Below are 25,104 nucleotides of genomic sequence, written 5' to 3' on the forward strand. Positions count from 1 at the left end.
TTACAAAATAATTACAACAAAGCTCACATTGTTGCTGTTTTAACCGGCACAAAAAATCAAAAGCCGTAACCATTCCTGTGGCTTGTACTTCTCGCTGGTAGCGCTATCCGGTACACTGCACCTTGTCATTTACATTCATGCTGAAGGATATCCTCATGTACCAGGATCTTATTCGTAACGAACTGAGCGAAGCGGCGGAAACGCTGGCTAATTTTCTTAAAGATGACGCCAATATTCACGCCATTCAGCGCGCGGCGGTCCTGTTGGCAGACAGCTTTAAAGCCGGCGGTAAGGTACTCTCTTGCGGTAACGGCGGTTCCCATTGCGACGCGATGCACTTTGCCGAAGAGCTGACCGGACGCTATCGTGAAAACCGTCCTGGTTACCCTGCTATCGCTATCTCTGACGTCAGCCATATCTCCTGTGTCAGCAACGATTTCGGTTACGATTATGTGTTCTCTCGCTACGTAGAAGCCGTGGGGCGTGAGGGAGATGTCCTGTTAGGCATCTCGACTTCGGGTAATTCCGGTAACGTAATTAAAGCGATTGCCGCAGCGCGTGAGAAAGGGATGAAAGTTATCACCCTGACCGGTAAAGATGGCGGCAAAATGGCGGGCAGCGCGGATATCGAAATTCGCGTGCCGCACTTTGGCTACGCTGATCGTATTCAGGAAATTCATATCAAAGTGATTCATATCCTGATCCAGTTGATCGAAAAAGAGATGGTTAAACCATAAGAAGACGATTGCCGGATGGTGGCTGAAGCCGTATCCGGCCTACATGAGCGCCACGTAGGCCTGATAAGCGCAGCGCCATCAGGCAGTTCACGGTTTTAAGGTAGGTGATGTATGTGCGAACTGCTCGGGATGAGCGCCAATGTGCCAACCGATATCTGCTTTAGCTTCACCGGGCTGGTCCAGCGCGGCGGAGGTACCGGGCCGCACAAAGACGGCTGGGGTATTACGTTTTATGAAGGTAAGGGCTGCCGTACGTTTAAAGATCCGCAACCCAGCTTTAATTCGCCTATCGCCAAACTGGTACAAGACTATCCCATCAAATCCTGTTCCGTGATTGCCCACATTCGTCAGGCGAATCGTGGAGAAGTGGCGCTGGAAAATACCCATCCATTTACCCGTGAACTATGGGGACGTAACTGGACGTATGCCCATAACGGGCAACTCAGCGGTTATAAATCACTGGAGACCGGTAATTTCCGCCCGGTCGGTGAAACCGACAGCGAAAAAGCCTTCTGCTGGCTGCTCCACAAGCTGACGGAGCGTTATCCGCGCACGCCTGGCAATATGACGGCGGTGTTTAAATATATCGCGATGCTGGCAGGAGAACTGCGGGAGAAGGGCGTCTTCAACATGCTGTTGTCTGACGGACGTTATGTGATGGCCTTCTGCTCGACCAATTTGTTTTGGATCACGCGGCGTGCGCCGTTTGGCGTGGCGACATTGCTGGATCAGGATGTGGAGATTGATTTTAGCTCAGAGACCACACCCAATGATGTGGTCACCGTGATTGCCACTCAACCGTTAACCGGCAATGAAACCTGGCAAAAGATTATGCCAGGCGAGTGGGCATTATTTTGTCTCGGGGAGCGCGTAGTTTGATGCCAGTTGCGGCTGAACCACTTCGTGACTCAACGGCTTGCTGATAACGTAACGGCCATCGACGACGGAAACGGTCGGTGGCTTACGCGTTTGTTCGAAGTAATCGTATCCCGGTTTTAGCTGCGACCAGAACTCTTTGTAATACGAGAACTTATGGCGCTGCATGTTGGCATCGGTCATGCGGAACGGGTAAATGCTCACCTGTACGCTGGATTGTCCGAACACCAGCGCGCCGGTGACAAACTGGAAAATCTCATCAATGCCGTTGTCGGTCATCGCATAGCAGCCGACGGAAACACAGGCGCCGTGGATCATCAGGTATTTACCTTCATAACCGTGTGCGCGATCGTAGGCATTAGGGAAACCAATGTTAATCGCTTTATAGAAGCGGCTATCCGGTTTCAGCTGTCCACGCTGAACGCTGTAAAATCCTTCCGGACTTTTGAAATCACCCTGACGCTGTTTCGGCCCTAAGCCACCGGAATAATTACAGATCTTATAACTGTCGAGCAATTGATACTGTTCGCCCATCTTGACGTACAGATCCAACGTTCGCTCTTCTTTGAAGATCTGGATATAAACGGGGGAGCCCATTAATTGCTGCTTATATTCTTTGCTGACAGGCGTAGTCGGGCTGCTGCTGCTCAGCAAACCGGCAAATGAAACGCACGGCAATAAAAGCATCGCAAGAAAAAATGCGATTTTACGCATACTGCTTATTCCTTGATAAAACGATTACACACGCCAGGACGGCAAAAAGAGTCCCCAAATCGGATAAATCTGGATCTGGAGCGCTCACATTAGCACCAAGAGAGTTTTTCGCAAGTCTCTCGTGCGGCGTTTACACTTTAGTTTTCCTTTATACGGAAAATTGTGCTTAAAGGCAGTCAGACACTGGCTTGTTTTGCTGGTTAGCACACTGCATTTCGTCTTATTAGTGAAGAATGTCTATTCTATTGAATTTAAAAAATTAATTATTTAATAATCGAATATTAAAAAGGAATGATGGGCAATAGCGGTAGACTGCGGCGAACGTGTTTGACCAGGTATTCTTCTTTTCATGTTTTTTGTCTCTGCACCCCGACGCTTTTTGCCGGGTCTGCTGTCTTTGTGTGTTGTGCTGTCTTTACCGTCTGTCGCCAAAGTTCAGCCCCATTTATCTGACGCCCATGTAAGCTATGCGGCGCACTTGCGGATGCGTAACCGCGCCCGGCTGCTGAAGCAGTATCACGCACAGGTAAAAAAGCAGGCAAGCTACGTGGTGGAAGGCAACGCAGAAAGTAAAAGCGCGCTGCGCCAGCAGAACCGAGCGCTGATTAAACAGCACCCGGAGTGGTTCCCTGGCCCACTAAAAGCCAGCGACCATCGCTGGCAGGAACTGGCTGAGAATGACCATTTTCTCAGTAGCAATCATCTACACAATATCACTGAAGTGGCCATCCACCGACTTGAGCAACAGCTCGGTAAACCCTATTTGTGGGGCGGTACCGATCCGGATGAAGGGTTTGACTGTAGCGGGCTGATTTTTTATGCCTACAACAAAATCCTGGCGGCAAAATTGCCCCGGACAGCGAATGAAATGTATCACTATCGACGGGCTACTATTGTCGCTAACCGCGATCTTCGCCGTGGTGATTTAGTGTTCTTTCATATTCACAGCCGGGATATTGCCGATCATATGGGCGTCTATTTGGGGCAGGGACAATTTATTGAATCACCGCGGACGGGAGAAACAATTCGGGTGAGCAATTTATCCGATGACTTCTGGCAGGATCATTATCTAGGCGCTCGTCGTATTCTTACGGAAAATACGATTCTGTAATCAAAAAGGCGGTGTAATGACACCGCCTCGGCAGGCGTTAACTTAACGCCCCCATGATCTTTAATTCCAGTTCATCCGGAACTTCGTTATAAGACAACACCTGTAGGCCCGGGGCAAACAGGCGCGCATAGCGCGCGAGTAAAGGACGTAACTGCGGCGCGACCAGCAGCACAGGCTCTTTCCCCGCCGCTTTCATCTGTTCTTTTATCTGCGGCATATTGGTCTGAAACTGATTCAGCATATTGGGATCGACCGGCACACTATCCAGCACCACTTTTCCACTTTGCTGAGCCTGATTCACCACATTCGCCAGCAGATTCTCCAGTTCACTATTCAGCGTATATACGGCCAGCTCATCTTTGCGCACAAACGGGTGGGTAATGCTGCGACGGAGCGCCAGACGCACATCCGCCGTTAACAAAATATGATCTTTGGTCACGGTGCTACTGGCGACAAGTACGGTGGCTATGGTGACGATATCGCGCAATGACACACCTTCGATAAGCAGCGCCCGGTACACTTTCAAGAGCTGGCTGTAATTCAGCGCTGCGCTCAAATCTTCCGCCAGACGTGGCGCCATAGAAGAGAGGCGGTTATGCAACTGCGTAATGTCATCGTAATTAAACAGCTCTGGAATATAGTTACGAATGATCTTATTCACATGCGTCGCAATGACGCTGGCACTATCAATAACCTGGTACCCCATATTTAACGCTTTAGCTTTTTGTGCCGGAACAATCCAGGTGACCGGCATACCATAGGCCGGATCGTGGCCTAAAACACCGTCGATCTCGCCATAGGTTTCACTGGAGGGCAGCGCCATCAGCTTATCTGCGGGAATATCGGCTTCATCGGCCTTGATCCCATTGATAAAAATGGCGTACTGGGTGGGTTTAAGGCGGAAGTTTTCGCGAATGCGAATTTCCGGTAACAACACGCCGTTGCTGTCTGAGATCACCTGTCGCACACCGCGAATGCGTTGAGTGAGCGGATTCCCTTTGGATTTATCGACCAACGACACCAGCTTATATCCCAGGCTCAGGCTGATAGGTTCTATTAAGGGGATAGTTTCCCAACTGACCTGCTGCTCGGTGGTTTCAGCGATGGTTTTGGTCAGCGTTTCGAGATTTTTCTCTTCGGTCTCAGCCACCTTCGGTCGCTTGCTCATGCGCCAGGCGGTGAATCCCAGCAGGGCGCTGAAAATCAGGAAGGGGAAATGCGGCATCCCCGGCACCACTGCCAGCACAAACATAATGCTGGTGGCGGTATACAGCACGGAGGGGCTGGCCAGCAGTTGGCTACGTACGTCCGTGGCAATATCGCCGCTGTCGCTTACGCGGGTGACGATGATCGCTGCAGCTGTCGACAACAGCAGAGAAGGGATCTGGGCGACCAGGCCGTCACCGATGGTCATCAGTACGTATTGCTGGAAGGCGGCTTCGGCGCTTAAATCGTATTTAAAGATCCCGATACAGACACCGCCGATCAGGTTGATAGCCAGGATCATCATCCCGGCGATGGCATCGCCGCGCACGAACTTTGACGCACCATCCATCGCGCCATAGAAATCCGCTTCGCCCGCCACATCTTTACGTCGCGCTTGCGCCTGCGCCTGATTAATCAGTCCTGCGTTCAGATCGGCGTCGATCGCCATCTGCTTACCGGGCATGGCGTCCAGCGTAAAGCGGGCAGAAACTTCGGAGATACGCTCCGCACCTTTGGTCACCACGATAAAGTTAATTGTGAACAGCGTCAGCAAGGCTGACCGAGAAAATATTGTGGCGGCGCTGCACGGCCAGTCAATCTTTAACGGTGGCGGTATGGCGCCTTTAAACAAGCTGGGCAAGCAGCCGATAGCGCCGGGTGCGCAGAAGAAAAACGTCACGCGCAACAAGCTGGATAAAACGGTTACCCCGCAAGAGACGGCGAAGATCACAGAAGATAACGCCAAAAAAGCGCTGGATGTAAATGAAAAAGCGGTGTTGCTGAAGCAAAAATCAGCGCGTGAATTGGGTGAGCTGGCGACCGATATTAACGTCATTGCCCGCAACGCACATATGGAAACCAACCTCGAGATGGAGATTGTTCCTCAGGGGTTGCGCGTACTGATTAAAGATGACCAGAACCGGAATATGTTTGAGCGCGGCAGCGCCAAAATTATGCCGTTCTTTAAATCGCTGCTGGTTGAGCTGGCCCCCGTGTTTGACTCGCTGGACAACAAGCTCATCATTACCGGACATACGGATGCGATGAGCTATAAGAGCAACATTTACAACAACTGGAATCTCTCCGGTGACCGTGCTTTGTCAGCACGACGCGTGCTGGAAGATGCCGGCATGCCGCAGGATAAAGTCATGCAGGTTAGCGCCATGGCGGACCAAATGCTGCTGGATGCGAAAAACCCGGAAAGCGCAGGCAACCGCCGTATTGAGATCATGGTGTTAACGCAAAGTGCTTCCGATACGCTGTATCAATATTTTGGTCAGCACGGCGAGAAAGTGGTTCAGCCACTGGTTGATAAGCTGGACAAACAAAAGCAGGTGACTTCTTTACGTCAGCCCTCTGTTCCCGTCACTCATTAATTCTGTTTTCCGCCCCCCACGCAACGTGGGGGCAAATTATCCCTCAGGAAGGTAATGTGATAGATGTAACCCATATTATTCCATTGGATATTCATACTGATAATGTCACTGATGGGGCTTGTCAGGGCGCGCATTTCGACCCGGTTTCAGGTATCTGGTACACCGAACCTCATGTGTTAAATGAGGGGCTTCGTGACTATGTCTACAACACCGACAGTTTTAACATCGTTGCGCCGTACTATCTGGTGATTACCTCGAAGATGCACTGCTGGAGCTGCCACCAGCTCACCCATATTCACGGGGTGATGTTTACCCGCTTTATCAGAAAAGATCAGGATGGCAAAGGCTGGCAATCTATTCGGCGGAATACCTTTCTGTTCCACATTAATTCTCTGCCTGAAGAGATACAAAAGAACATCAAAGCCAGCAATTACTATCTGGATAAAAGTAAAACTACCGGGCTACGTTACTGGATGAATCATTGTGAAATTTGTGGAGAACGTCTGGGCGACTATGAGCTTTTCTGCGTGGAAAATGATGCATTTCGCCTGATGACGATCGAAAAACTGCTGCGGGCAAAGATTCGCAAAGTGAATAAGCTTTTTGTCAGTACGGCGGGTAATCCCGCAGAACATAAGATCACGGACATCGTGCGTTACCTGTGCGATGCACGCTTCGTCATGAATGGTCCGGCCTAAGGCATAAACAGACTTCTCACAACATAAAAATACTGTATACTTAAACAGTGTTGTGGGAGGCGAGCGATGCGCAAAATCATACATGTCGATATGGACTGCTTTTTCGCGGCGGTGGAAATGCGCGACAACCCCGCCTTGCGTGATATTCCCATTGCTATTGGCGGCAGTCGTGAACGTCGGGGAGTCATCAGTACGGCCAATTACCCGGCGCGCAAATTTGGTGTGCGTAGCGCAATGCCGACCGGAATGGCGTTAAAACTGTGCCCCCATCTCACGTTATTACCTGGTCGTTACGAGGCCTATAAAGAAGCCTCCCGCCAGATTCAGGCTATTTTCTCCCGTTATACCTCGCTGATAGAACCGCTTTCGCTGGATGAAGCCTATCTGGATGTGACTGACAGCACTCACTGCCATGGCTCAGCTACGCTGATCGCTCAGGAGATCCGCCAGACAATTTTTGCCGAGCTACAGTTAACCGCCTCTGCCGGAATTGCGCCGGTCAAATTTCTGGCAAAAATAGCCTCCGATCTCAACAAACCCAATGGGCAATATGTGATTACCCCTGCCGATGTTCCTGAATTTCTCAGAACATTACCGTTAGGCAAAATTCCCGGCGTTGGCAAAGTCTCTGCTGCTAAGTTGGAAGCGATGGGGTTGCGAACCTGCGAGGATGTTCAAAAATACGATCTGGCCATGTTGCTCAAACGTTTTGGTAAGTTTGGTCGCGTGTTGTGGGAACGCAGCCAGGGCATTGATGAACGCGACGTCAACAATGACAGACTGCGCAAATCAGTCGGCGTCGAGCGTACTTTGGCAGAAGATATTCATGAGTGGGCTGAATGTGAGGAGATTATTGAGCGGCTATATCCCGAACTGGAACGACGTCTGGCCAAGGTAAAACCGGATCTGTTGATCGCCCGGCAGGGAGTAAAACTCAAGTTTAATGATTTTCAGCAAACCACGCAGGAGCACGTCTGGCCGCGCTTAAGTAAAGATGACTTAATTGCGACGGCGCGCAAAACCTGGAATGAACGTCGGGGAGGGCGGGGCGTAAGGCTGGTGGGATTACACGTCACGCTGCTGGATCCACAGCTGGAAAGGCAACTACTGTTGAGGCTGTGATGTTGATGTATTGCCGGATGGCTGCGTAAAAACTATATCCGGCCTACAAATCAGCATGTAGGCCGGATAAGCACAGCGCCATCCGGCGTTTAGCGCAGACTTACTTCGCCGGAATAGACTTCAGCAGTTCAGTCAGCAGCGTCCAGTAATGGCCGACGCTTTCGATATGAACCTGTTCATCCGGGGAGTGTGGACCGGTGATGGTTGGCCCGATGGAAACCATGTCCATATCTGGATACGGTTTCTTGAACAGACCACATTCCAGACCGGCGTGGATGATTTGGATGTTAGGCGTTTTGTTGAACAGACGCTGATAGGTTTCACGAACCAGGTGCATAACCGGAGAGTTGGCATCCGGCTGCCAGCCTGGATATCCGCCTTTTGCCTGGGTTTTCGCGCCAGCCAGTTTACCCAGTGAATCCAGCATGCTCACCACGTAGTCTTTACCGCTGTCGATCAGAGAACGGATGAGGCAGTGAATTTCAACGTTGTCGTCAGTCATGGTTACAACGCCGACGTTCAGGGAAGTTTCTACCACGCCTTTGGCGACGTCGGAGTTGCGGATAACACCGTTCGGGGTGGCGTTTAGCAGGCGCACAAAGCTGTCGCGAGACTCAGCGGTCAGCGCGGCTTTGTCTTGAGTAACGGCATCCAGCAGCAGAGCCAGGTTCTTCTCTTTGGCTTCCAGTTCGTTTTTCAGGATTTTCTGATAGGTGTTGACCAGCGCTTTTAACGCATCAACTTTATCTGCAGCCACGGCGAGGGTGGCAAAGGCTTCACGCGGAATCGCGTTGCGCAGCGTACCGCCGTTGAAATCAACCAGACGCAGATCCAGCTCTTCAGCGTGGCCCGCCAGGAAGCGTACCAGCAGCTTGTTCGCGTTACCGAGACCCACGTGGATTTCGCCGCCGGAGTGGCCGCCTTTCAGGCCTTTTAACGTCAGCTTAAAGCTCTGGAAGCCAGCAGGGATTGCTTCACGGGACAGCGGCAGGTTAGAGGTAAAGTCGATACCGCCTGCGCAACCCATGTAGATCTCACCTTCTTCTTCTGAGTCGGTGTTGATCAGGATATCTGCCTGCAGCCAGTTAGCCTGCAGACCAAACGCGCCATCCATACCTGCTTCTTCGGTCATGGTCAGCAGCACTTCCAGAGGACCATGTACCACGCTGTCATCAGCCAGAACGGCCAGCGCGGACGCCATACCGATACCGTTATCCGCACCCAGCGTGGTGCCACGGGCTTTTACCCATTCGCCATCAATATAAGGTTGGATAGGATCTTTGGTGAAGTCGTGCACGGTGTCGTTGTTTTTCTGCGGGACCATATCCAGGTGCGCCTGCAGAACGACCGGTTTGCGGTTTTCCATGCCTGCGGTAGCGGGTTTGCGAATCAGGATATTACCGACTTGATCGCGCTCGACGTGGAAACCTTTTTCCTGGGCCCAGCTCAGAATGTGTTCAGCGAGCTGCTCTTCATGATAGGACGGATGAGGAATAGAACAGATTTTGGCAAAAATATCCCATAGCGGTTGCGGGGATAATTGAGACAGTTCAGACACGTTGAGTCTCCTTGGCGATGTCCTACAAAACTTGCTTGCAGGCCACGGGGTTAGCAGAATTAAAAACACCACAAGTCAGGCTTGCGCGATGCGATTGAGAATACCACTTTCTCCGCTGACGGCTAGCATAAAGCATGCAAAAAGAGGCGCGGATTCCGCGAAACACTGGTTTTTAGTGCGTCAGATCTCTATAATCTCGCGCAACCTATTTCCCCCTCGAACACTTTTTAAGCCGTAGATAAACAGGCTGGGACACTTCACATGAGCGAAAAATACGTCGTCACCTGGGACATGTTGCAGATCCATGCACGTAAACTGGCAAGCCGCCTGATGCCTTCTGAACAATGGAAAGGCATTATTGCCGTTAGCCGTGGTGGTCTGGTACCGGGCGCATTGCTGGCGCGTGAGTTGGGTATTCGTCATGTCGATACCGTATGCATCTCCAGCTACGATCACGACAACCAGCGCGAACTGAAAGTGCTGAAACGTGCCGAAGGCGACGGTGAAGGTTTCATCGTAATCGATGACCTGGTTGACACCGGTGGTACCGCCGTTGCGATCCGCGAAATGTATCCTAAAGCGCATTTCGTTACTATCTTCGCTAAGCCGGCAGGTCGCCCGCTGGTGAATGATTATGTTGTTGATATCCCTCAGGATACCTGGATTGAACAGCCGTGGGATATGGGCGTGGTGTTCGTCCCGCCGATCTCTGGTCGCTAATCTAAAAAGTTTTCAACGCCTGGCAACTGCCGGGCGTTGTTCTTTTTGTGCAGTGTCAGGTTACACTATGCCTTAGTGAGTACTCATGGAGGCTGCAATCATGTCACAGGCTAACCTCAGCGAAGTCCTGTTTAAACCCCGCTTCAAACACCCTGAAACGTCAACGCTGGTTCGTCGTTTTAATCACGGCGCGCAGCCGTCCGTACAATCTGCCCTGGATGGTAAAACCATTCCCCACTGGTATCGCATGGTGAATCGTCTGATGTGGATCTGGCGTGGCGTCGACCCGCGTGAAATCCTTGAGGTGCAGGCACGTATCGTGATGAGCGAAGCCGAACGTACGGATAAAGAACTCTACGATACGGTTATCGGCTATCGCGGTGGGAACTGGATCTATGAGTGGGCGAAGCAGGCGATGGACTGGCAACAGAAAGCGTCTATGGAAGAGGATCCGCAGGTGAGCGGACGCCACTGGCTGCATGCGTCTACGTTGTACAACATTGCCGCTTACCCACACCTGAAAGGCGATGAGCTGGCAGAACAGGCACAGGCTTTGGCCAATCGCGCCTATGAAGAGGCCGCGCAGCGACTGCCGGGGACATTGCGCGAGATGGAATTTGCCGTTACCGGCGGCGCACCAATCACTGGATTCCTGCATATGCCAAAAGGCGACGGTCCGTTCCCGACGGTGCTGATGTGCGGTGGCCTCGATTCCATGCAAACGGATTATTACAGTCTGTATGAGCGCTACTTTGCTCCGCGTGGCATTGCCATGCTGACGCTGGATATGCCGTCAGTTGGGTTCTCATCAAAATGGAAACTGACTCAGGATTCCAGCCTGCTGCATCAGCATGTATTAAAAGCGCTGCCTAATGTTCCCTGGGTGGATCACACTCGCGTGGCGGCCTTCGGTTTCCGCTTTGGCGCTAACGTAGCGGTACGTCTGGCATATCTGGAATCATCACGTCTGAAGGCAGTGGCCTGTCTGGGACCAGTGGTTCATGCGCTGCTTAGTGACCCGCAGCGTCAGGCGAGCGTCCCGGAAATGTATCTTGATGTACTGGCTAGCCGCCTGGGGATGCATGACGCCTCCGATGAAGCGCTGCGCGTTGAGCTTAATCGCTATTCATTAAAAGTGCAGGGCCTGCTGGGGCGACGCTGCCCGACGCCAATGCTTTCGGGGTTCTGGAAGAACGACCCGTTTAGCCCGGAAGAAGAGTCACGTTTAATCACATCTTCATCTTCAGACGGTAAGCTACTGGAGATCCCCTTCAATCCGGTGTATCGCAATTTTGACAAAGGGTTGCAGGAAATAACCAGTTGGATCAATCAGAGATTGTGTTAAAAGTTTGCTAAATTTTATCGATTTGGTAAAACAGGTGCTTCACCTAAGGAGATCGTAATGACGTTACCGAGTGGGCATCCGAAAAGTAGATTGATCAAGAAATTCACCGCGCTTGGCCCGTACATCCGGGAAGGGCAGTGCGAAGATAATCGATTTTTTTTCGATTGTCTGGCTGTTTGCGTCAACGTGAAACCGGCCCCTGAGAAACGCGAGTTCTGGGGCTGGTGGATGGAACTGGAGGCGCAGGAAAAACGCTTCACGTATAGTTATCAGTTTGGTTTGTTTGATAAAGACGGTAACTGGACTGCGGTGCCGGTGAAAGAGACTGAAGTGGTAGAGCGACTGGAATACACCTTACGTGAATTCCATGAAAAATTACTTGGCTTGTTAACGACGCTGAATCTGGCGCTGGAACCTGCTGACGACTTTAAGGATGAACCGGTTAAGTTAACGGCATAATGAACAGTGAAAAGCCGGATGGCGGCGCAACCCCATCCGGCTTTTTTTATGCTATATCAAAACTGGTAGACCATACCGACGGCAACGATATTATCATCGTTGATGCCCAGCTTATTATCGCTATCGAGCTGGTTGATTTTATAATCGACAAACGCGGACATATTTTTGTTGAAATAGTACGTTGCGCCGAGATCAATATAATTCACCAGATCTTCATTGCCGACGCCTTCAATATCTTTCCCTTTAGACAGCACATAACCCAGTGACGGACGCAGACCAAAGTCAAACTGGTACTGAACTACCGCTTCGAAGTTCTGTGTTTTATTAGCAAAGCCACCGGAAATTGGCGTCATATTGCGCGTTTCAGAATAGAACGTTGCAATATAAATATCGTTAGCATCATATTTTAAGCCAGTTGCCCAAGCTTCTGCTTTATCGCCTGTACCGCGAGTTTGCAGATTCTGCTGGTTAGTACGATCGGAGTTGGTATAAGCGCCGCTCACCGCAAAGTCGCTGCCGCCAAAGTCATAGGTAACGGAAGTACCAAAACCGTCGCCGTTCTGTTTTTTCACATCGCGGTCCTGGTTTTTACCCTGATATTGCAGGGTCAGATCCAGGCCATCCACGACGCCGAAGAAGTCGGTGTTACGGTAAGTTGCCAGGCCGCTGGCACGTTTGGTCATAAAGTTATCGGTTTGTGCGGAGGAGTCGCCGCCGAATTCCGGGAACATATCGGTCCATGCTTCCACGTCATACAGCGCACCCAGGTTACGACCATAATCAAACGAGCCAAAATCTTTTAATTTCACACCGGCGAAGGCCAGACGTGTTTTTTGTTGGTTAGAATCGCTTTCAGCTTTATTGCCGGCGAATTCAGCCTCCCAACGACCATAACCGGTCAGTTGATCGTTAATTTGCGTTTCGCCTTTAAAACCTAAACGGATATAGCTTTGGTCACCATCTTTGCTGTCATAATCCGTCATGTAATGCATGGCTTTTACTTTGCCGTATAAGTCCAGCTTATTACCGTTCTTGTTATACACTTCCGCTGCCTGTACGGATGCCGACGTAACAATTCCCATCACCACTAATGCCAGAGTGCTCTTTTTCATTTTCATTCCTGATTAAAAGTACGCGCTAATATTCACTGGGTGTGATCCCCGTTAAAAGACAGGAGGGTTTTTAACGTCTGGCAATGAACGTTTTATGACAAAGTAAGAATATTTTTAAAAAAGGATGTTTTTTTGTTTCTGTAATAAATGCGTCAAAATCTGCCGCTACGCTTGCTGATCCTGCGCAATAAAATTTCATGCTTTGTGCGCTGGTTGTTGGCAACCGGGGCCAGTCCTGCTAAAACGTTCGTTTGATATCATTTTCCCCAATTTTGAATGGCAGAGAATCATGAGTGACAGCCAGACGCTGGTGGTAAAACTTGGCACCAGTGTGTTAACGGGCGGATCCCGCCGCCTGAACCGCGCCCACATTGTAGAACTGGTTCGCCAGTGCGCGCAGCTCCATGCCGCAGGGCATCGTATTGTTATTGTTACCTCAGGCGCGATTGCCGCCGGACGTGAGCATCTTGGTTACCCTGAACTCCCGGCAACGATAGCCTCGAAACAGCTGTTGGCAGCGGTAGGGCAGAGCCGACTGATTCAACTATGGGAACAGCTTTTCTCGATTTACGGTATTCATATCGGGCAGATGCTGCTGACGCGTGCGGATATGGAAGACAGAGAGCGCTTCCTCAATGCCCGCGATACGCTGCGCGCGCTGCTGGATAACAACATCGTTCCGGTCATTAATGAGAACGATGCGGTGGCGACCGCTGAAATTAAAGTGGGTGATAACGACAACCTCTCAGCGCTGGCGGCAATTCTGGCTGGAGCCGATAAGCTGCTGCTGTTGACCGATCAGCAGGGCCTGTTCACCGCCGATCCGCGCACCAATCCGCAGGCGGAGCTGATCAAAGACGTGCACGGTATTGATGATGCGTTGCGCGCCATTGCCGGAGACAGCGTCTCGGGTCTGGGAACCGGCGGCATGGGGACTAAACTGCAGGCCGCCGATGTCGCGTGCCGCGCCGGGATCGACACCATAATTGCCGCAGGCAGCAAACCGGGCGTCATTGGCGACGTGATGGAAGGCGTTTCCGTTGGGACGCGTTTTCATGCTCAGGCATCTCCACTGGAGAACCGTAAACGCTGGATCTTCGGCGCGCCGCCTGCCGGAGAAATTACTGTTGATGAGGGCGCTACCGCAGCGATTCTGGAACGCGGCAGCTCATTATTGCCAAAAGGCATTAAAAGCGTGACAGGCAACTTCTCTCGTGGTGAAGTGATCCGCATCTGCAATCTCGAAGGGCGTGATATTGCCCACGGCGTCACCCGCTATAACAGCGATGCGCTGCGCCGTATTGCCGGACATCACTCACAACAGATCGACACCATCCTGGGCTACGAATACGGCCCGGTCGCTGTCCATCGTGACGACATGATCACCCGTTAAGGAACAGGCATATGCTGGAAAAAATGGGCATTGCTGCCAAAGCCGCGTCATATAAGCTGGCGCTGCTCTCCAGTCGCGAAAAAAATCGCGTACTGGAAACCATTGCTGATGAGCTGGAAGCGCAAACCGAAAGCATCCTCAGCGCGAACGTACAAGATGTTGAGCAGGCGCGAGCCAACGGCCTGAGCGATGCGATGCTCGACCGCCTGGCCCTGACGCCAGCGCGTCTGAAAGCGATTGCTGACGATGTACGCCAGGTGTGTAATCTCGCCGACCCGGTCGGGCAGGTGATTGACGGCGGGCTGCTGGACAGCGGTCTGCGTCTGGAGCGTCGTCGCGTCCCGCTGGGCGTGATTGGCGTAATTTATGAAGCGCGCCCAAACGTCACCGTTGACGTTGCCTCCCTGTGCCTGAAAACCGGCAATGCCGCGATCCTGCGCGGTGGGAAAGAGACCTACCGGACGAACGCCGCCACCGTGGCGGTTATCCAAAAAGCGCTGGAAGCCTGCGGTTTACCCGCGGCTGCCGTACAGTCGATTGATAACCCGGACCGCGCACTGGTCGCTGAGATGCTACGGATGGATAAGTACATCGATATGCTGATCCCTCGTGGGGGCGCGGGCCTGCACAAGCTGTGTCGTGAGCAGTCGACTATCCCGGTCATCACCGGCGGCATTGGCGTATGTCATATCTATGTTGATGATACCGCGGAGATCGCCCCGGCCCTGAAGATTATCGTCAATGCTAAAACCCAGCGTCCGAGCACCTGCAACACCGTAGAAACTCTGCTGGTGCATCAGGATATCGCCGCGCGTTTTCTGCCAGCATTGAGCCAGCAGATGGCACAAAGCGGCGTAACTCTGCACGGAGACGAAATGGCGCTGGCTACATTGAAGGCAGGACCTGCTAATGTGGTTGCGGTGAAAGCTGAAGAGTATGACGACGAGTTTCTGTCGCTGGATTTGAACGTGAAAATCGTCACCAGTCTGGATGATGCCATCGCCCACATCCGCGAGCATGGTACCCAGCATTCCGATGCGATCCTGACGCGTACGCTACGCAACGCCGATCGTTTTGTGAATGAAGTCGATTCTTCAGCTGTGTACGTTAACGCCTCTACGCGTTTTACCGATGGCGGCCAGTTTGGACTGGGCGCGGAAGTGGCGGTAAGTACGCAAAAACTGCACGCGCGTGGCCCAATGGGGCTGGAAGCACTGACTACATACAAATGGGTTGGCTTCGGCGACGACACGATCCGTGCGTAATTGAAAACGGGCGATTCCATAATAGCACTCTGATTTTCAAGGCTATTAAGGCATCGCCCTGTTAATTCTAACCTTCACTCCACTGCCACATTTTTCTATCCTGCGTTTTAACATCATCAGTCTGGTTTTGACCCATGCGTCCCTGTGCCAGAAAGGCGATGTATCACAGAATTTTCCCTGCCAGCATGAATTTTCCTGGTCTTCAGTTCACGTATTGTTCCCATGGCCCGATCTATTAGAATCAGTCTCATTTTTATGAGGAGTTGTTGCGTGAAATCGGATATTCACAAACATCGCATTCCTGTAGTGCCGCTCGGCAACCCGTTTCCCCCCCGCCATTGTTCGCTGTGTCCAAAGGGAGCGGCAATTGATCGTGATAATCAACACCGATTAATAGACAAAAGAAGAAGGTTTAAATCAGGAGAGATACTCGCCCGGCAGGATGAAGCCGCAAACATGCTTTTTGTTATTCACGAGGGATACTGCAAGTCCAGCGTGGAATGCGGTGATAACGATTTTATCAGTCGCTTTTATGTTCCGGGAGATATCATGGCGCTGGATGCTGTCGAAGGGGGGAAGTACCTGACAACGATTAAGGCGGCAACGGCTGCGGAGGTATGTCATATCGATATTGCGCGGTTGTTCAAAGTAGCAGAAAAGGATCCGTCGGTTGCTGCCGCAGTCATCAAGTTTCTCTGCAGGGACAATGGATTCATTGTTGAAAAACTGCGGCGCTATGCGAATAAACATGCTGAGGCCAGGATCGCTGCTTTTCTGGTGGAGTTTTACGAGATGCATTTACGTATTGGCAGGCCAGAAACGACGCTTCACTTGCCATTCTCCCGGGAGGAAATTGCCAGTTATCTCGACCTTAAGATTGAAACCGTTAGCCGGTCATTTAAATCCCTCGAACAACAAAATTTGATTACCCTACATCGGGTGCGAACGGTAACACTTAATAGTTATTTGGGATTAAAAGGTTTCAGCTAAATCTCTCCTGTTGAACGTTATATAACTCTTGATATTCCAGGAATATTCTTTTTATATGGAAAATTCCTGGTTTTATTTCTGTGAAATAATTATCAATTCGAATACTAATCCTCCAGCTTAGCGATTCTTTTATAAGAATATTCCCCCTCATATGAATATTTCATGAGAATTTTCTTGTGAAGTTAAAAAATTAGCATAATTGCAACAAATAATAAGCATTATAGAGAAAATATGGAGGCGTTAATTATCTTTATGTTTTGTAAGGGTTTTGCTTAGGTGGTATTTGTATGATCTTTTTGATATTTATCAAAAACATAAAAAAGATGAATTGTTTGGTATTGCTTATTTATGTGGGTGATAATTCTGAAATAAGGCACATTTCAAGTAATTCTGTCTTAGGAGACTTCTTAGATAAAATTTTTTGTGGGAAAATTCTTAGTTTTTTGTAATTTTTGCGTTTCAGGGTTTGTTGAGATGTTACTTAATTCAAATGATAATTTTTTGGCGCGGCAATTCTGGCTCGCAATTAATGGAACCGCTGGAGTGACTTAAAAATAAGACTCGGTGGTGAGTTTGTTCTTAGGAGAAGATAAAAATGAAAAAATTATTATTAGTAACCTCTCTGGCTTCTGTATTTGTTGCAGCAAATGCAATGGCAGACGTTACTGCTTCTGCAACTGCCTCGTGGGACGCGACGGCAACAAAAGATACCACCAGTATGTTGGTTGTCACCCCGCTGAACTCTTTGACTTTCCAGTATGCTGAAGGACTGAAAGCCTTCAACTCTCAGGACGGTGCTTTTGATGTGACTATTCAGGGTCAGGAAACGGCAACTGATTTTGAGCTGACTGCTCAGATCATTAGTAACACGCTGACCAACGCCAGTGGCGATGCGTCTACCCTGAACGTAGGGGTGGCATGGAATGGCACCGCGCTGACTAACTCATCAGATACTGTCCTGGTTAACTCCAGCTCGACTTCTGGTCTTGAAAGCCTGATGGCTGATGGCGCTTATAACGGTGCTGCTCGTGTCAGCGATCAATCCAACTTCAAATTCACCATCGCGTCAGCGACTTCTGATGGTAGCCAGGCAGTAACGGATTACTCTGCTCTGCCAGACGGCTATTGGACTGGCGATGTAAAAGTACAGTTTAATGCAACCTGGACGACTCCGTCTGCCTAAGTAATAAAAATTCGGGAGAATTTTTTCTCCCGAATTTATCAGGAATGGCGTCATGAAAAAATATTTACCGGCAGTGATGTTGGTAGGGTTAGTAGCATCTTTTCCCGGATGGGCAATTAATGTGGGTGAAATCACATCGATAATGACTTCTGCTGAGAGTTCATTATCGAAAGAAATTACTAATACAACTGATGCGGCGCGTTATGTCAGTGTTTCGGTAAAACAATTGTCATCACCTTTGGCGGGGGGAGTCGAAATAAAGCCTGTCAATTCCGGAGAGTTACTTTCTACACCTGCCAATCTTATTCTTCCTGGTCAAGCAAAGGATGTTTTCCGCTTCTTTTATAAAGGACCAGCAGATGATCTCGAACGTTATTATCGTCTGCAATGGATAGATGAGCCGGTCACCGAGAGCGCGGAAACCCGGGCGAATAAAATGGCGGTAGCAACAGCGTCGGCAGAAATTGGCACTATTCTGGTGGTCGCGCCGCGAAAAGAACGTTTTGAATATAGCCGAAATGGCGATGTTATTACCAATACTGGCAATGTTTCGTTTCGTGTGATCGCCTATGGCGCCTGTAAGGATAAGGCTCGCGATCAGGGACGAGGTTGTCGCGAACGCTATTACATTATGCCAGGTACAAAAATAAAACTGCAGTTCACCGACATTAGTAATAGCCGCTCACGCATTGGTATCTGGCACGGTAAGCAGTTTATTACAGTGAAGTGATGGTCAATAGCAGCCATCTGTACGGGATAAATAAAAATACCGGATTGTAAGGATGCATATGACAACAAAATATATTGTCGGCGGTAGCATTTGTCTTTTTCTTGCGCTGACACCAGGAACTTCACATGCAGCCCCAGTAAAAGTGGGTAATTACGTTATTCCCAGCGCTTTCGCCCGTTCACTGGAGCAGGGAATGACGGTGCCGGTATATATTCGTTACAACGAGACTGACGAGAAAAGTCAGCAAAAAATTGCCGATGCGATGATTTCGCTTGTTGATGGCAATATTACAGTTAAAGCCCTGACTCTTGCTGAATTGCCTAATAATGCCGTGTTATCTGGAAAAACTCGTGCGTTGGTAGAAAAAATTCGTGATGTGAAATTTCACGATAACACCAATATCGAGCTATCGGACAATGCACGCCTGCAACTCAACGTCTCTTCATTTCACCTGGAGATGATAGTCAGCAAAGATGCGTTAACTGAAGCGATTGTCGCACGCAGTAGCCTGCTTGGACCTTCCAGCGTGGAGTCTCTCTCTAACGTCCTGAACTATAACTTTGGTACCTACTACAACGATTATCATAATGGCAGCAGTACCCGCAGCTATCTGACGGTGGACAATACAACATCGCTGCGTGAGCACCATATCAATATTAACGGTTCGTTTTACGGCATCGGCGACAGCAACGGCACCAGTAAACTCTATCGTGCGATGTATGAGCGTGATTATGACGGGTATCGACTGGCGCTCGGGATGCTCGACACCTGGAACGTGCAGTCTATTGCTAGTTTGAATGCGTTGAATGGTGGGAAAATTTACGGTGTGAGCTACGGAAACAAAGGAAGTACGGTTGTTGAGAATACTGCGCTTTCACTCACGCCGATTACCGTATTTTTGCCAGCCGCTGGCGAGGTTCATGTCTTCCGTGATGGGCGTTTGCTCAGCGTGCAGAACTTTAATATGGGCAGTTATGAAATTGATACCAGTCGTTTTCCGTATGGTGTGTATGACGTCACGGTAGATATCGTGGTCAATGGCCGGACAATTAATAGTCGTATCAGCAGGGTTAATAAAATCTTTGCCCGCCAACAAGCCGCCGGGATTGATCAGCTTTCGTGGCAACTGTTTGGTGGCTCACTGGATTATGACCGTGTGAGTTACAAGCGAAATCATTATCAAGATTTGGGCAACGAGCAGACCTGGATTGCCGGGGGGGCCGCATCGGTGACGCTGGCGATATTATCGGGGCTGGGCCTGAAATCCACGCTCTACGGTTTTGACAACAATGCGGTTAATGAAACGGATGTCACGCTCAATGTGAGTGAATACGTAAGCATTGGCAATCAGACGCTAGTGGCGAACGATTCGTCATGGCGAAATATCAGTAACATCAACCTTAATGTCCCTGAGGGATACGGTTCCCTATGGGCATCTCGTGAAGACAGTAAAATTGGCGATCGTCTGCCTATACAGGAGCGTGATAATTATTCCATTGGCGGGACTCTTAACCTCGGAAAGTTTATTCCTCATGGCGGCTCGCTCACCGTGAGTCAGACGGAGAATCGCTACTCGGGAAATAAATATCGTAATCTGGACTACAGCACGACCCTTTATTCAGGCAGGTATGCCACGGTTGGGTTGCGTGCAGGTATTCAGCGTTATTACTACAACAATCGGAATGACGATGGGCGACAGGAACGTTATGTCAGTCTGGATTTATCATTGCCGTTGGCGACCTGGTTGAGCATGGGCGTCTCCCGGGATCGTTATGGCAGTACTCAGGGTAATCTCAGCGCGCGTAAGCAGTATGCTGAGGGCCCGATTAAATCGGTCGGATTGTCGGCATCAACGCGTCTGAGTGGCGAACAGTATTACGACAATAATTATTCGGTAAACGGCAATTTGAGTTATGACACGAAATATAACGCCGGCACCGTATCGGTAACGCGTTCTGCTGACAACTCCACCAATATGAACTTCTCTTCCCAAGGTTCTCTGGCGTGGGCAGGTAAAGATTTCGGCCTGAGTAAAGAGCGGCAGCGGTCCGGCATCATTGTGAAAACAGATTTGACCGGTGAAGGGAAACTGGCTGCGAAGATTAATAACCGCAATTATCTTCTCAGCGGTAAATCAAATTTCATTGCACTGCCGCCCTATGCTCAGTACAAGCTGGAAATCCTCAATGATAAAAACTCTGAGGACAGCTTCGATATTGTTTCAGGACGCAAACAGGAGCTGACGCTATATCCGGGTAACGTGGGTGTTATCAACCCTGAAGTGAAAAGCATGGTTACCGTATTCGGGCGCATTCGTTATCCCGATGGACAATTGGCTGCAAATACCGATATCCATAACCACATCGGTAAAACGCGTACGGATGAAAAGGGTGAGTTTGCTATCGATATCGATAAAAAGTATCCGGTCATCACGTTAATTTCAGCCAATGGCAGCATATGCGAAGCCGATCTTGATTTGGAAAAAGCACGCGGCGCAGCGTGGGTTGGCGATGTGAAATGTGCAACGCAAACCACGATGGCGCAGAGGTAATAAAATGAAAGCATTAATTAAATTAGCTACTGTAATCTGTGCCGTAGGGAGTTTTTCACCTGTGCCTGCTTTGGCGTTGAATGCAATCTCTTCCGGCTCAGTTAGCAATAACTATTTGTTTATCGAAAATGCCATTGATAGTGAATACTTTATTACCCCATCGGCACTTGATCCGCGTTTCAGCGGGTCAAACACGTGGATAAAATACGGTACCTCTCAGGTGAGTCTCGGGTATTTAGGTTTTGTCGGCTGGACTGCGCCTGGAAATTATTATCAGGACATGTGGATTGATAACTCCCCGATTAACGGGCCTTTCCGGGGAATCCGTTGTTATAGTGGCACCCAATGCCCATCAACCGGGTTTATTGCCGGATTGGGCACTGACAAAAACGGTTTTTATCATGCGCAGGTCGGCTCTGTCGCAGGCGTTATTGGTGGCGCCTACGGATTCGCTTCCCTGACCGATACTGCTTATGAGTACTTTCGCAATGTGCCTACCGGTAGCAGCGAAACCTACGTGTTCAACCGCTGTTATACTTCTGTAAATTATGATTATTCTTCCGGGCAACGGTGCAAAGACCAATCGACAGGATCATGGAATTACGTCAATTACACGTTAACTAAACGCGGTCATCTGTCACTTGTCTCGACTAACGCATTTCAGGAGCTTTGGGTTGCCAGCGACGGTACGCCGAGCATCACCAAAGACTCTGGTTATTGCGAACTTGGCGTGGTAGGCGGTACTGACGGTGTGATTTGCAAAATGGTGAGTTATAACCTGCAACAAACGGCCAATCTGACCGCCTCCTTGACGTTTCGCGCTTTTGTCGATACGGCGATGCTTGGTTTTACGCCCGGAGCGGCCACCGTGAGATACTCCGGGAATGGTTCAAACTGGTATAACTATGGTACTTCAACTGCTTATTACAACGTTTTTACGACCTCCGGAGAATACATTTATATTTTTCTGTCAAAAGCATTTTTGAAGAATCTTGTCGATTCAGGGATCAGCATTACTAACAGTCAGCCCTTTACCTTCGGCTTTTATAATGGCTTAACACCAGAGTCAGGACACTACCAGTTTACCCCTTCGCTACAGCTCAATATTGTGCCGAAGGAGTATGGGATCAGTATCGTCTCTTCGGACAACACAACTTCTGCGAGCGGTAGTGGCACGATTGGCGATGCCGCTCCTATAGAAATGGAGTACACCGTAACCGTCTCAGGTCCCCGTCAAGCAGACAGTATTACCGCGCAAGTTATTGGGGAAAGTACGACGATAAACAGTGTCCCTTACTGTCTGTTTACGTCTGCGCAAGGCGGGCTGTCCGTCCCCATTCCCGCTTTTCTGCAGTACAACAGTCAGTCGGGGGGCGTGGTGCAAAAACGAAATAGCTGCAGTGAAGCGGCAGTCAGTATGAGAGATGCGCAGTGGCAACAGACGCCCTGGGACGCAAATAACAATGACGATGGAAGCTATTATGCTACTGATTTGAAATTGCTTTTCCCAATGAATGATTCGCGTTCGATGTTAACCGTTTCCGGCGCTGACTGGGAAGGTGTCGTCAGCGCCAGTGGAGAGATAAAAGTCACGGCGAATTGGGTGGGAGTGACGCCATGAACCGCCGTCGTCTGGCGCTTAGATGGGTATTTATTCTACTTTCCGGTCTGACAGCATTCTCTACACAGGCAGTCTACCTGGAGTCGACCATTTATGAGATGCCATCGGATAAAGCATTTATCAGTAAACGAATCTATAACGATAGCCAGAAACAGAATTTATACAGTATCGGCGCAGTAAAAATTGATAAGCCGGGACCGGGAGGTGAAAACAGAAGTGCTATTGCTGAAGGCGAACTTCTGTTTACTCCGCTGAATTTTTCACTGGCTCCGCAGGCGAGTGAGTTTTTTAAGATTTTCTACCGCGGGCCGCAGGATGATAAAGAACGCTATTACCGAATTCTGTTTCGTGAAATGCCGATCACGCTGTTTACCGAACGTAATCAAGGGAAAGGCGGGCAGGCTCTCCCGGTGATCGCTATGGACACCATATTGGTTGTTCGCCCGAGAAACATAAATCTGGCCTACACCATTGATGAGGCTAACGGAACACTGAAAAACACTGGGAATACTTTTTTTAAAATCATCGTACACCAAGGGTGCAATTCAACCGATGATGAAGCCACCATGCGTTATGTGTTGCCGGGTGAAACCTGGCGTAGTAGTGAGCTCAAAACAAAAAACCGAAAGTTTATCGTAGCGTTGCAGAAATACATCCCAGTAGGTCAGGGGTGCTTCAAACTCAATCAATAGTAAGCATTGAGTCTGATCCGATATGTCATGGTTAGATATCGAACCTATACTGTAACTATCTTTATACAATGCAGTATTCAGCTCAGCACAGATGAAACTTTGGTCATTTGTACTCCATGTCACGGTATTCAAGAGTCAGGTAGTATGAAAAGTATAATTAATGATCAGGTTGAGTACGATTCCACCAGAAAAAGCCTGAAACATCGCAATACTACAATAATCCTTTCGGCATCTACAGCGAGACTACTTGAGCTATTCATTGCCCATAAAAATCAACAACTCCATCGTGAGTTTATCATTGAAGAAGTATGGAAAAAGCATGGCATGGCCCCATCGGGTCATAGCCTTAATAAAAGTATCAGTATATTGCGAAAAGCATTTAGTGAGTTGGGGGCCGATAATCCCATTGAAACATTGCCCCGGCAGGGATTTTTGTTCCATGCTTCGGTCAATGATGAACAGTCATCTTTCAGTGGAGATGTACCTGTTCGTTCGGTAACAGAAACGGTGAACTCACCCGCAACACCGAAACGCAAAAATATTGTTCTGTTCATTTTATTGTTTACCTTTCTTGGGTGCTCTGTTTTGATATTGCCAGCTCTTAATTCTGGTGCCACGAATTTTATCTATATCAGGGCAATAGGTGATTGTGAACTTTATACTGCCGATGACAATAATGCTGATAAAACGAAAGCGTTTTTATCTTCCGATATGTGGCGAAAAATAAATGCGACTTGTCATGATGGCAAGAAAACAATTGTTTTTTATGATGATAATAATTTATCGGCAGGTAATGATCTTAAAGAGAATTTTTTGGGGGTCTGTACGCTGGATAAAGGAGGGGCTGCCCGTGAATGCGAAAATTATCTTTATTAGCGGGGCGATCTTTCTTGCGGTGATAACAGCATACTTTTTTTATCGCCATCAAGAACCTGAGACGCTGACCTGCTCTGCCAAGAATTACCTGCATCTGGAGGCGCAAACTCAGGGCGTAAAAATTGAAGGTGAAGTTCTGTTGGTTTTTCGTATTTCTTCCGCTACCGAAGGGCGGGTATCCCAGATAGGGAGCCTTAATATTCAGGGTAAGCACTATGCTGTAGATCGTAATGTTGTCCTGAATTTTATTGGCAAAGACCGCGACGGATATCTGCAGACTCGTCGCTTGGCTATTGTCAAAAATAAAAATGACAATGTTCCCGATGACATTACCGAACTGCTTATGTCTCAACAGGATATTTTCTATTATAAGGTCATCCGTATCGCAGGAAATGTCTATGCGATAAGAGATCTGCGACGTACGCTCATGGTTTGTCGGGCAGCATAAATCAAGGTAATGTGTTAGTATTTTGATTTTTGTGGTTGTATATTTTGTTGTTTCTTGCATTTGTGGTTTTTTGTTTTGCCTTGTAGTGAAAATGAGTAAAAGGATTTGTACTGATGAAAATTAGGAATTTTCCTTTTTCGATATTTGAAATGGATTTACCATTTAATGGGAATACGCATATGGATAATTGTGATTATAAACTCTGAAATTACGTGATATGGCTTATGGATAAAGTTAATTCACGAACCGCCTTATAATTGCTGGAGGCTGAAGGTGTTGTATATTCTCTCGTGTATATAACGAGGGACCTGCTATGCCATA

22 protein-coding genes and 1 pseudogene are annotated in these 25,104 nt (G+C 49.1%); 19 read left to right on the plus strand and 4 right to left on the minus strand.

All coding sequences use genetic code 11. The features are described from left to right. Positions 1 to 155: 155 nt before the first annotated feature. Both lpcA and OGV89_RS16880 read left to right on the plus strand, forming a co-directional pair. The gene (lpcA, locus tag OGV89_RS16875; RefSeq protein ID WP_003031390.1) at positions 156 to 737 is read left to right on the plus strand and encodes a D-sedoheptulose 7-phosphate isomerase; all 582 of its coding nucleotides are present in this window, start codon (positions 156 to 158) and stop codon (positions 735 to 737) included. A 111-nt stretch (positions 738 to 848) separates the two neighbouring features. Next, positions 849 to 1,616 carry a class II glutamine amidotransferase gene (locus OGV89_RS16880; RefSeq protein ID WP_003031388.1) on the plus strand — a complete coding sequence of 256 codons (768 nt, stop codon included), beginning with the start codon at positions 849 to 851 and terminating at the stop codon, positions 1,614 to 1,616. Here the strand turns inward: OGV89_RS16880 and dpaA are convergent. After that, positions 1,587 to 2,327, minus strand: a complete 741-nt coding sequence (gene dpaA / locus OGV89_RS16885; RefSeq protein WP_003843847.1) for a peptidoglycan meso-diaminopimelic acid protein amidase — start codon at positions 2,325 to 2,327, stop codon at positions 1,587 to 1,589. The genes OGV89_RS16880 and dpaA overlap by 30 nt on opposite strands. A 349-nt stretch (positions 2,328 to 2,676) precedes the next feature. Between dpaA and OGV89_RS16890 the strand changes: the two genes are divergently transcribed. Further along, positions 2,677 to 3,438 carry a C40 family peptidase gene (locus tag OGV89_RS16890; RefSeq protein ID WP_003843845.1) on the plus strand — a complete coding sequence of 254 codons (762 nt, stop codon included), beginning with the start codon at positions 2,677 to 2,679 and terminating at the stop codon, positions 3,436 to 3,438. Between the two features lie 37 nt (positions 3,439 to 3,475). Here OGV89_RS16890 and OGV89_RS16895 read toward each other — a convergent pair. Then, positions 3,476 to 5,194 (minus strand): annotated as a pseudogene (locus OGV89_RS16895) (flagellar biosynthesis protein FlhA); the annotation flags it as partial. Here OGV89_RS16895 and lafU point away from each other — a divergent pair. From lafU to dinB, 3 genes are all read left to right on the plus strand, one after another. Beyond that, positions 5,106 to 6,020, plus strand: coding sequence for a putative lateral flagellar export/assembly protein LafU (lafU, locus tag OGV89_RS16900; protein ID WP_197081265.1), 915 nt, complete (start codon positions 5,106 to 5,108; stop codon positions 6,018 to 6,020). The pseudogene OGV89_RS16895 and the gene lafU sit on opposite strands and share 89 nt — an antisense overlap. A 56-nt stretch (positions 6,021 to 6,076) precedes the next feature. Further along, positions 6,077 to 6,718, plus strand: a complete 642-nt coding sequence (locus OGV89_RS16905) for a hypothetical protein (RefSeq protein ID WP_003838789.1) — start codon at positions 6,077 to 6,079, stop codon at positions 6,716 to 6,718. Between the two features lie 66 nt (positions 6,719 to 6,784). Then, positions 6,785 to 7,840 carry a DNA polymerase IV gene (dinB, locus tag OGV89_RS16910; protein ID WP_286558992.1) on the plus strand — a complete coding sequence of 352 codons (1,056 nt, stop codon included), beginning with the start codon at positions 6,785 to 6,787 and terminating at the stop codon, positions 7,838 to 7,840. A 100-nt stretch (positions 7,841 to 7,940) separates the two neighbouring features. Here dinB and pepD read toward each other — a convergent pair whose 3' ends face one another. Beyond that, the gene (gene pepD / locus OGV89_RS16915; protein WP_286558993.1) at positions 7,941 to 9,398 is read right to left on the minus strand and encodes a cytosol nonspecific dipeptidase; all 1,458 of its coding nucleotides are present in this window, start codon (positions 9,396 to 9,398) and stop codon (positions 7,941 to 7,943) included. A gap of 261 nt (positions 9,399 to 9,659) precedes the next feature. Between pepD and gpt the strand changes: the two genes are divergently transcribed. The 3 genes from gpt to crl all read left to right on the plus strand — a co-directional run bounded on the left by gpt (position 9,660) and on the right by crl (position 11,922). Further along, complete coding sequence (gene gpt / locus OGV89_RS16920) at positions 9,660 to 10,118, plus strand: xanthine phosphoribosyltransferase (RefSeq protein ID WP_003031380.1); 459 nt, start codon at positions 9,660 to 9,662, stop codon at positions 10,116 to 10,118. Between the two features lie 100 nt (positions 10,119 to 10,218). Beyond that, entirely contained in the window at positions 10,219 to 11,463 is a 1,245-nt protein-coding gene (gene frsA / locus OGV89_RS16925) for an esterase FrsA (protein WP_003031378.1), read from the plus strand. A gap of 57 nt (positions 11,464 to 11,520) precedes the next feature. Continuing rightward, positions 11,521 to 11,922: a sigma factor-binding protein Crl gene (gene crl, locus OGV89_RS16930; protein ID WP_003031376.1), complete on the plus strand. Its 402-nt coding sequence runs from the start codon at positions 11,521 to 11,523 to the stop codon at positions 11,920 to 11,922. Between the two features lie 56 nt (positions 11,923 to 11,978). Here crl and phoE read toward each other — a convergent pair whose 3' ends face one another. Next, positions 11,979 to 13,034 (minus strand): phosphoporin PhoE, encoded by a 1,056-nt coding sequence (gene phoE, locus OGV89_RS16935; RefSeq protein WP_003843783.1) that lies wholly within the window; start codon positions 13,032 to 13,034, stop codon positions 11,979 to 11,981. Between the two features lie 289 nt (positions 13,035 to 13,323). Between phoE and proB the strand changes: the two genes are divergently transcribed. The 10 genes from proB (at position 13,324) to OGV89_RS16985 (ending at position 24,783) form a co-directional block, all read left to right on the plus strand. Next, a complete protein-coding gene (gene proB / locus OGV89_RS16940) occupies positions 13,324 to 14,427 on the plus strand; it encodes a glutamate 5-kinase (protein ID WP_003031373.1) in 1,104 nt (367 codons plus the stop codon). A gap of 11 nt (positions 14,428 to 14,438) precedes the next feature. Then, entirely contained in the window at positions 14,439 to 15,692 is a 1,254-nt protein-coding gene (gene proA / locus OGV89_RS16945) for a glutamate-5-semialdehyde dehydrogenase (protein WP_003031370.1), read from the plus strand. A gap of 270 nt (positions 15,693 to 15,962) precedes the next feature. Continuing rightward, positions 15,963 to 16,682: a Crp/Fnr family transcriptional regulator gene (locus OGV89_RS16950; protein ID WP_003843782.1), complete on the plus strand. Its 720-nt coding sequence runs from the start codon at positions 15,963 to 15,965 to the stop codon at positions 16,680 to 16,682. Between the two features lie 595 nt (positions 16,683 to 17,277). Beyond that, positions 17,278 to 17,865: a common pilus major fimbrillin subunit EcpA gene (ecpA, locus tag OGV89_RS16955; protein ID WP_003031365.1), complete on the plus strand. Its 588-nt coding sequence runs from the start codon at positions 17,278 to 17,280 to the stop codon at positions 17,863 to 17,865. A gap of 52 nt (positions 17,866 to 17,917) precedes the next feature. Further along, positions 17,918 to 18,595, plus strand: coding sequence for an EcpB family pilus assembly chaperone (locus OGV89_RS16960; protein ID WP_003031363.1), 678 nt, complete (start codon positions 17,918 to 17,920; stop codon positions 18,593 to 18,595). A gap of 58 nt (positions 18,596 to 18,653) precedes the next feature. Beyond that, positions 18,654 to 21,146, plus strand: a complete 2,493-nt coding sequence (locus OGV89_RS16965) for a CS1-pili formation C-terminal domain-containing protein (RefSeq protein WP_003843781.1) — start codon at positions 18,654 to 18,656, stop codon at positions 21,144 to 21,146. Between the two features lie 4 nt (positions 21,147 to 21,150). Continuing rightward, the gene (locus OGV89_RS16970; protein ID WP_003843780.1) at positions 21,151 to 22,767 is read left to right on the plus strand and encodes a fimbrial adhesin EcpD family protein; all 1,617 of its coding nucleotides are present in this window, start codon (positions 21,151 to 21,153) and stop codon (positions 22,765 to 22,767) included. Beyond that, entirely contained in the window at positions 22,764 to 23,459 is a 696-nt protein-coding gene (locus OGV89_RS16975) for a fimbrial biogenesis chaperone (RefSeq protein WP_003031358.1), read from the plus strand. The genes OGV89_RS16970 and OGV89_RS16975 overlap by 4 nt, the downstream gene beginning before the upstream one ends. A 144-nt stretch (positions 23,460 to 23,603) precedes the next feature. Further along, on the plus strand, positions 23,604 to 24,335 hold the full coding sequence (locus OGV89_RS16980) for a winged helix-turn-helix domain-containing protein (RefSeq protein WP_003843779.1): 732 nt from the start codon (positions 23,604 to 23,606) through the stop codon (positions 24,333 to 24,335). Further along, the gene (locus OGV89_RS16985; protein WP_003838775.1) at positions 24,310 to 24,783 is read left to right on the plus strand and encodes a FidL-like protein; all 474 of its coding nucleotides are present in this window, start codon (positions 24,310 to 24,312) and stop codon (positions 24,781 to 24,783) included. The genes OGV89_RS16980 and OGV89_RS16985 overlap by 26 nt, the downstream gene beginning before the upstream one ends. Positions 24,784 to 25,104: the final 321 nt, after the last annotated feature.

The sequence above is a fragment of the Citrobacter sp. Cf125 genome, from assembly GCF_030333935.1.
In the GTDB taxonomy this organism is placed as follows: Bacteria; Pseudomonadota; Gammaproteobacteria; order Enterobacterales; family Enterobacteriaceae; genus Citrobacter; species Citrobacter freundii.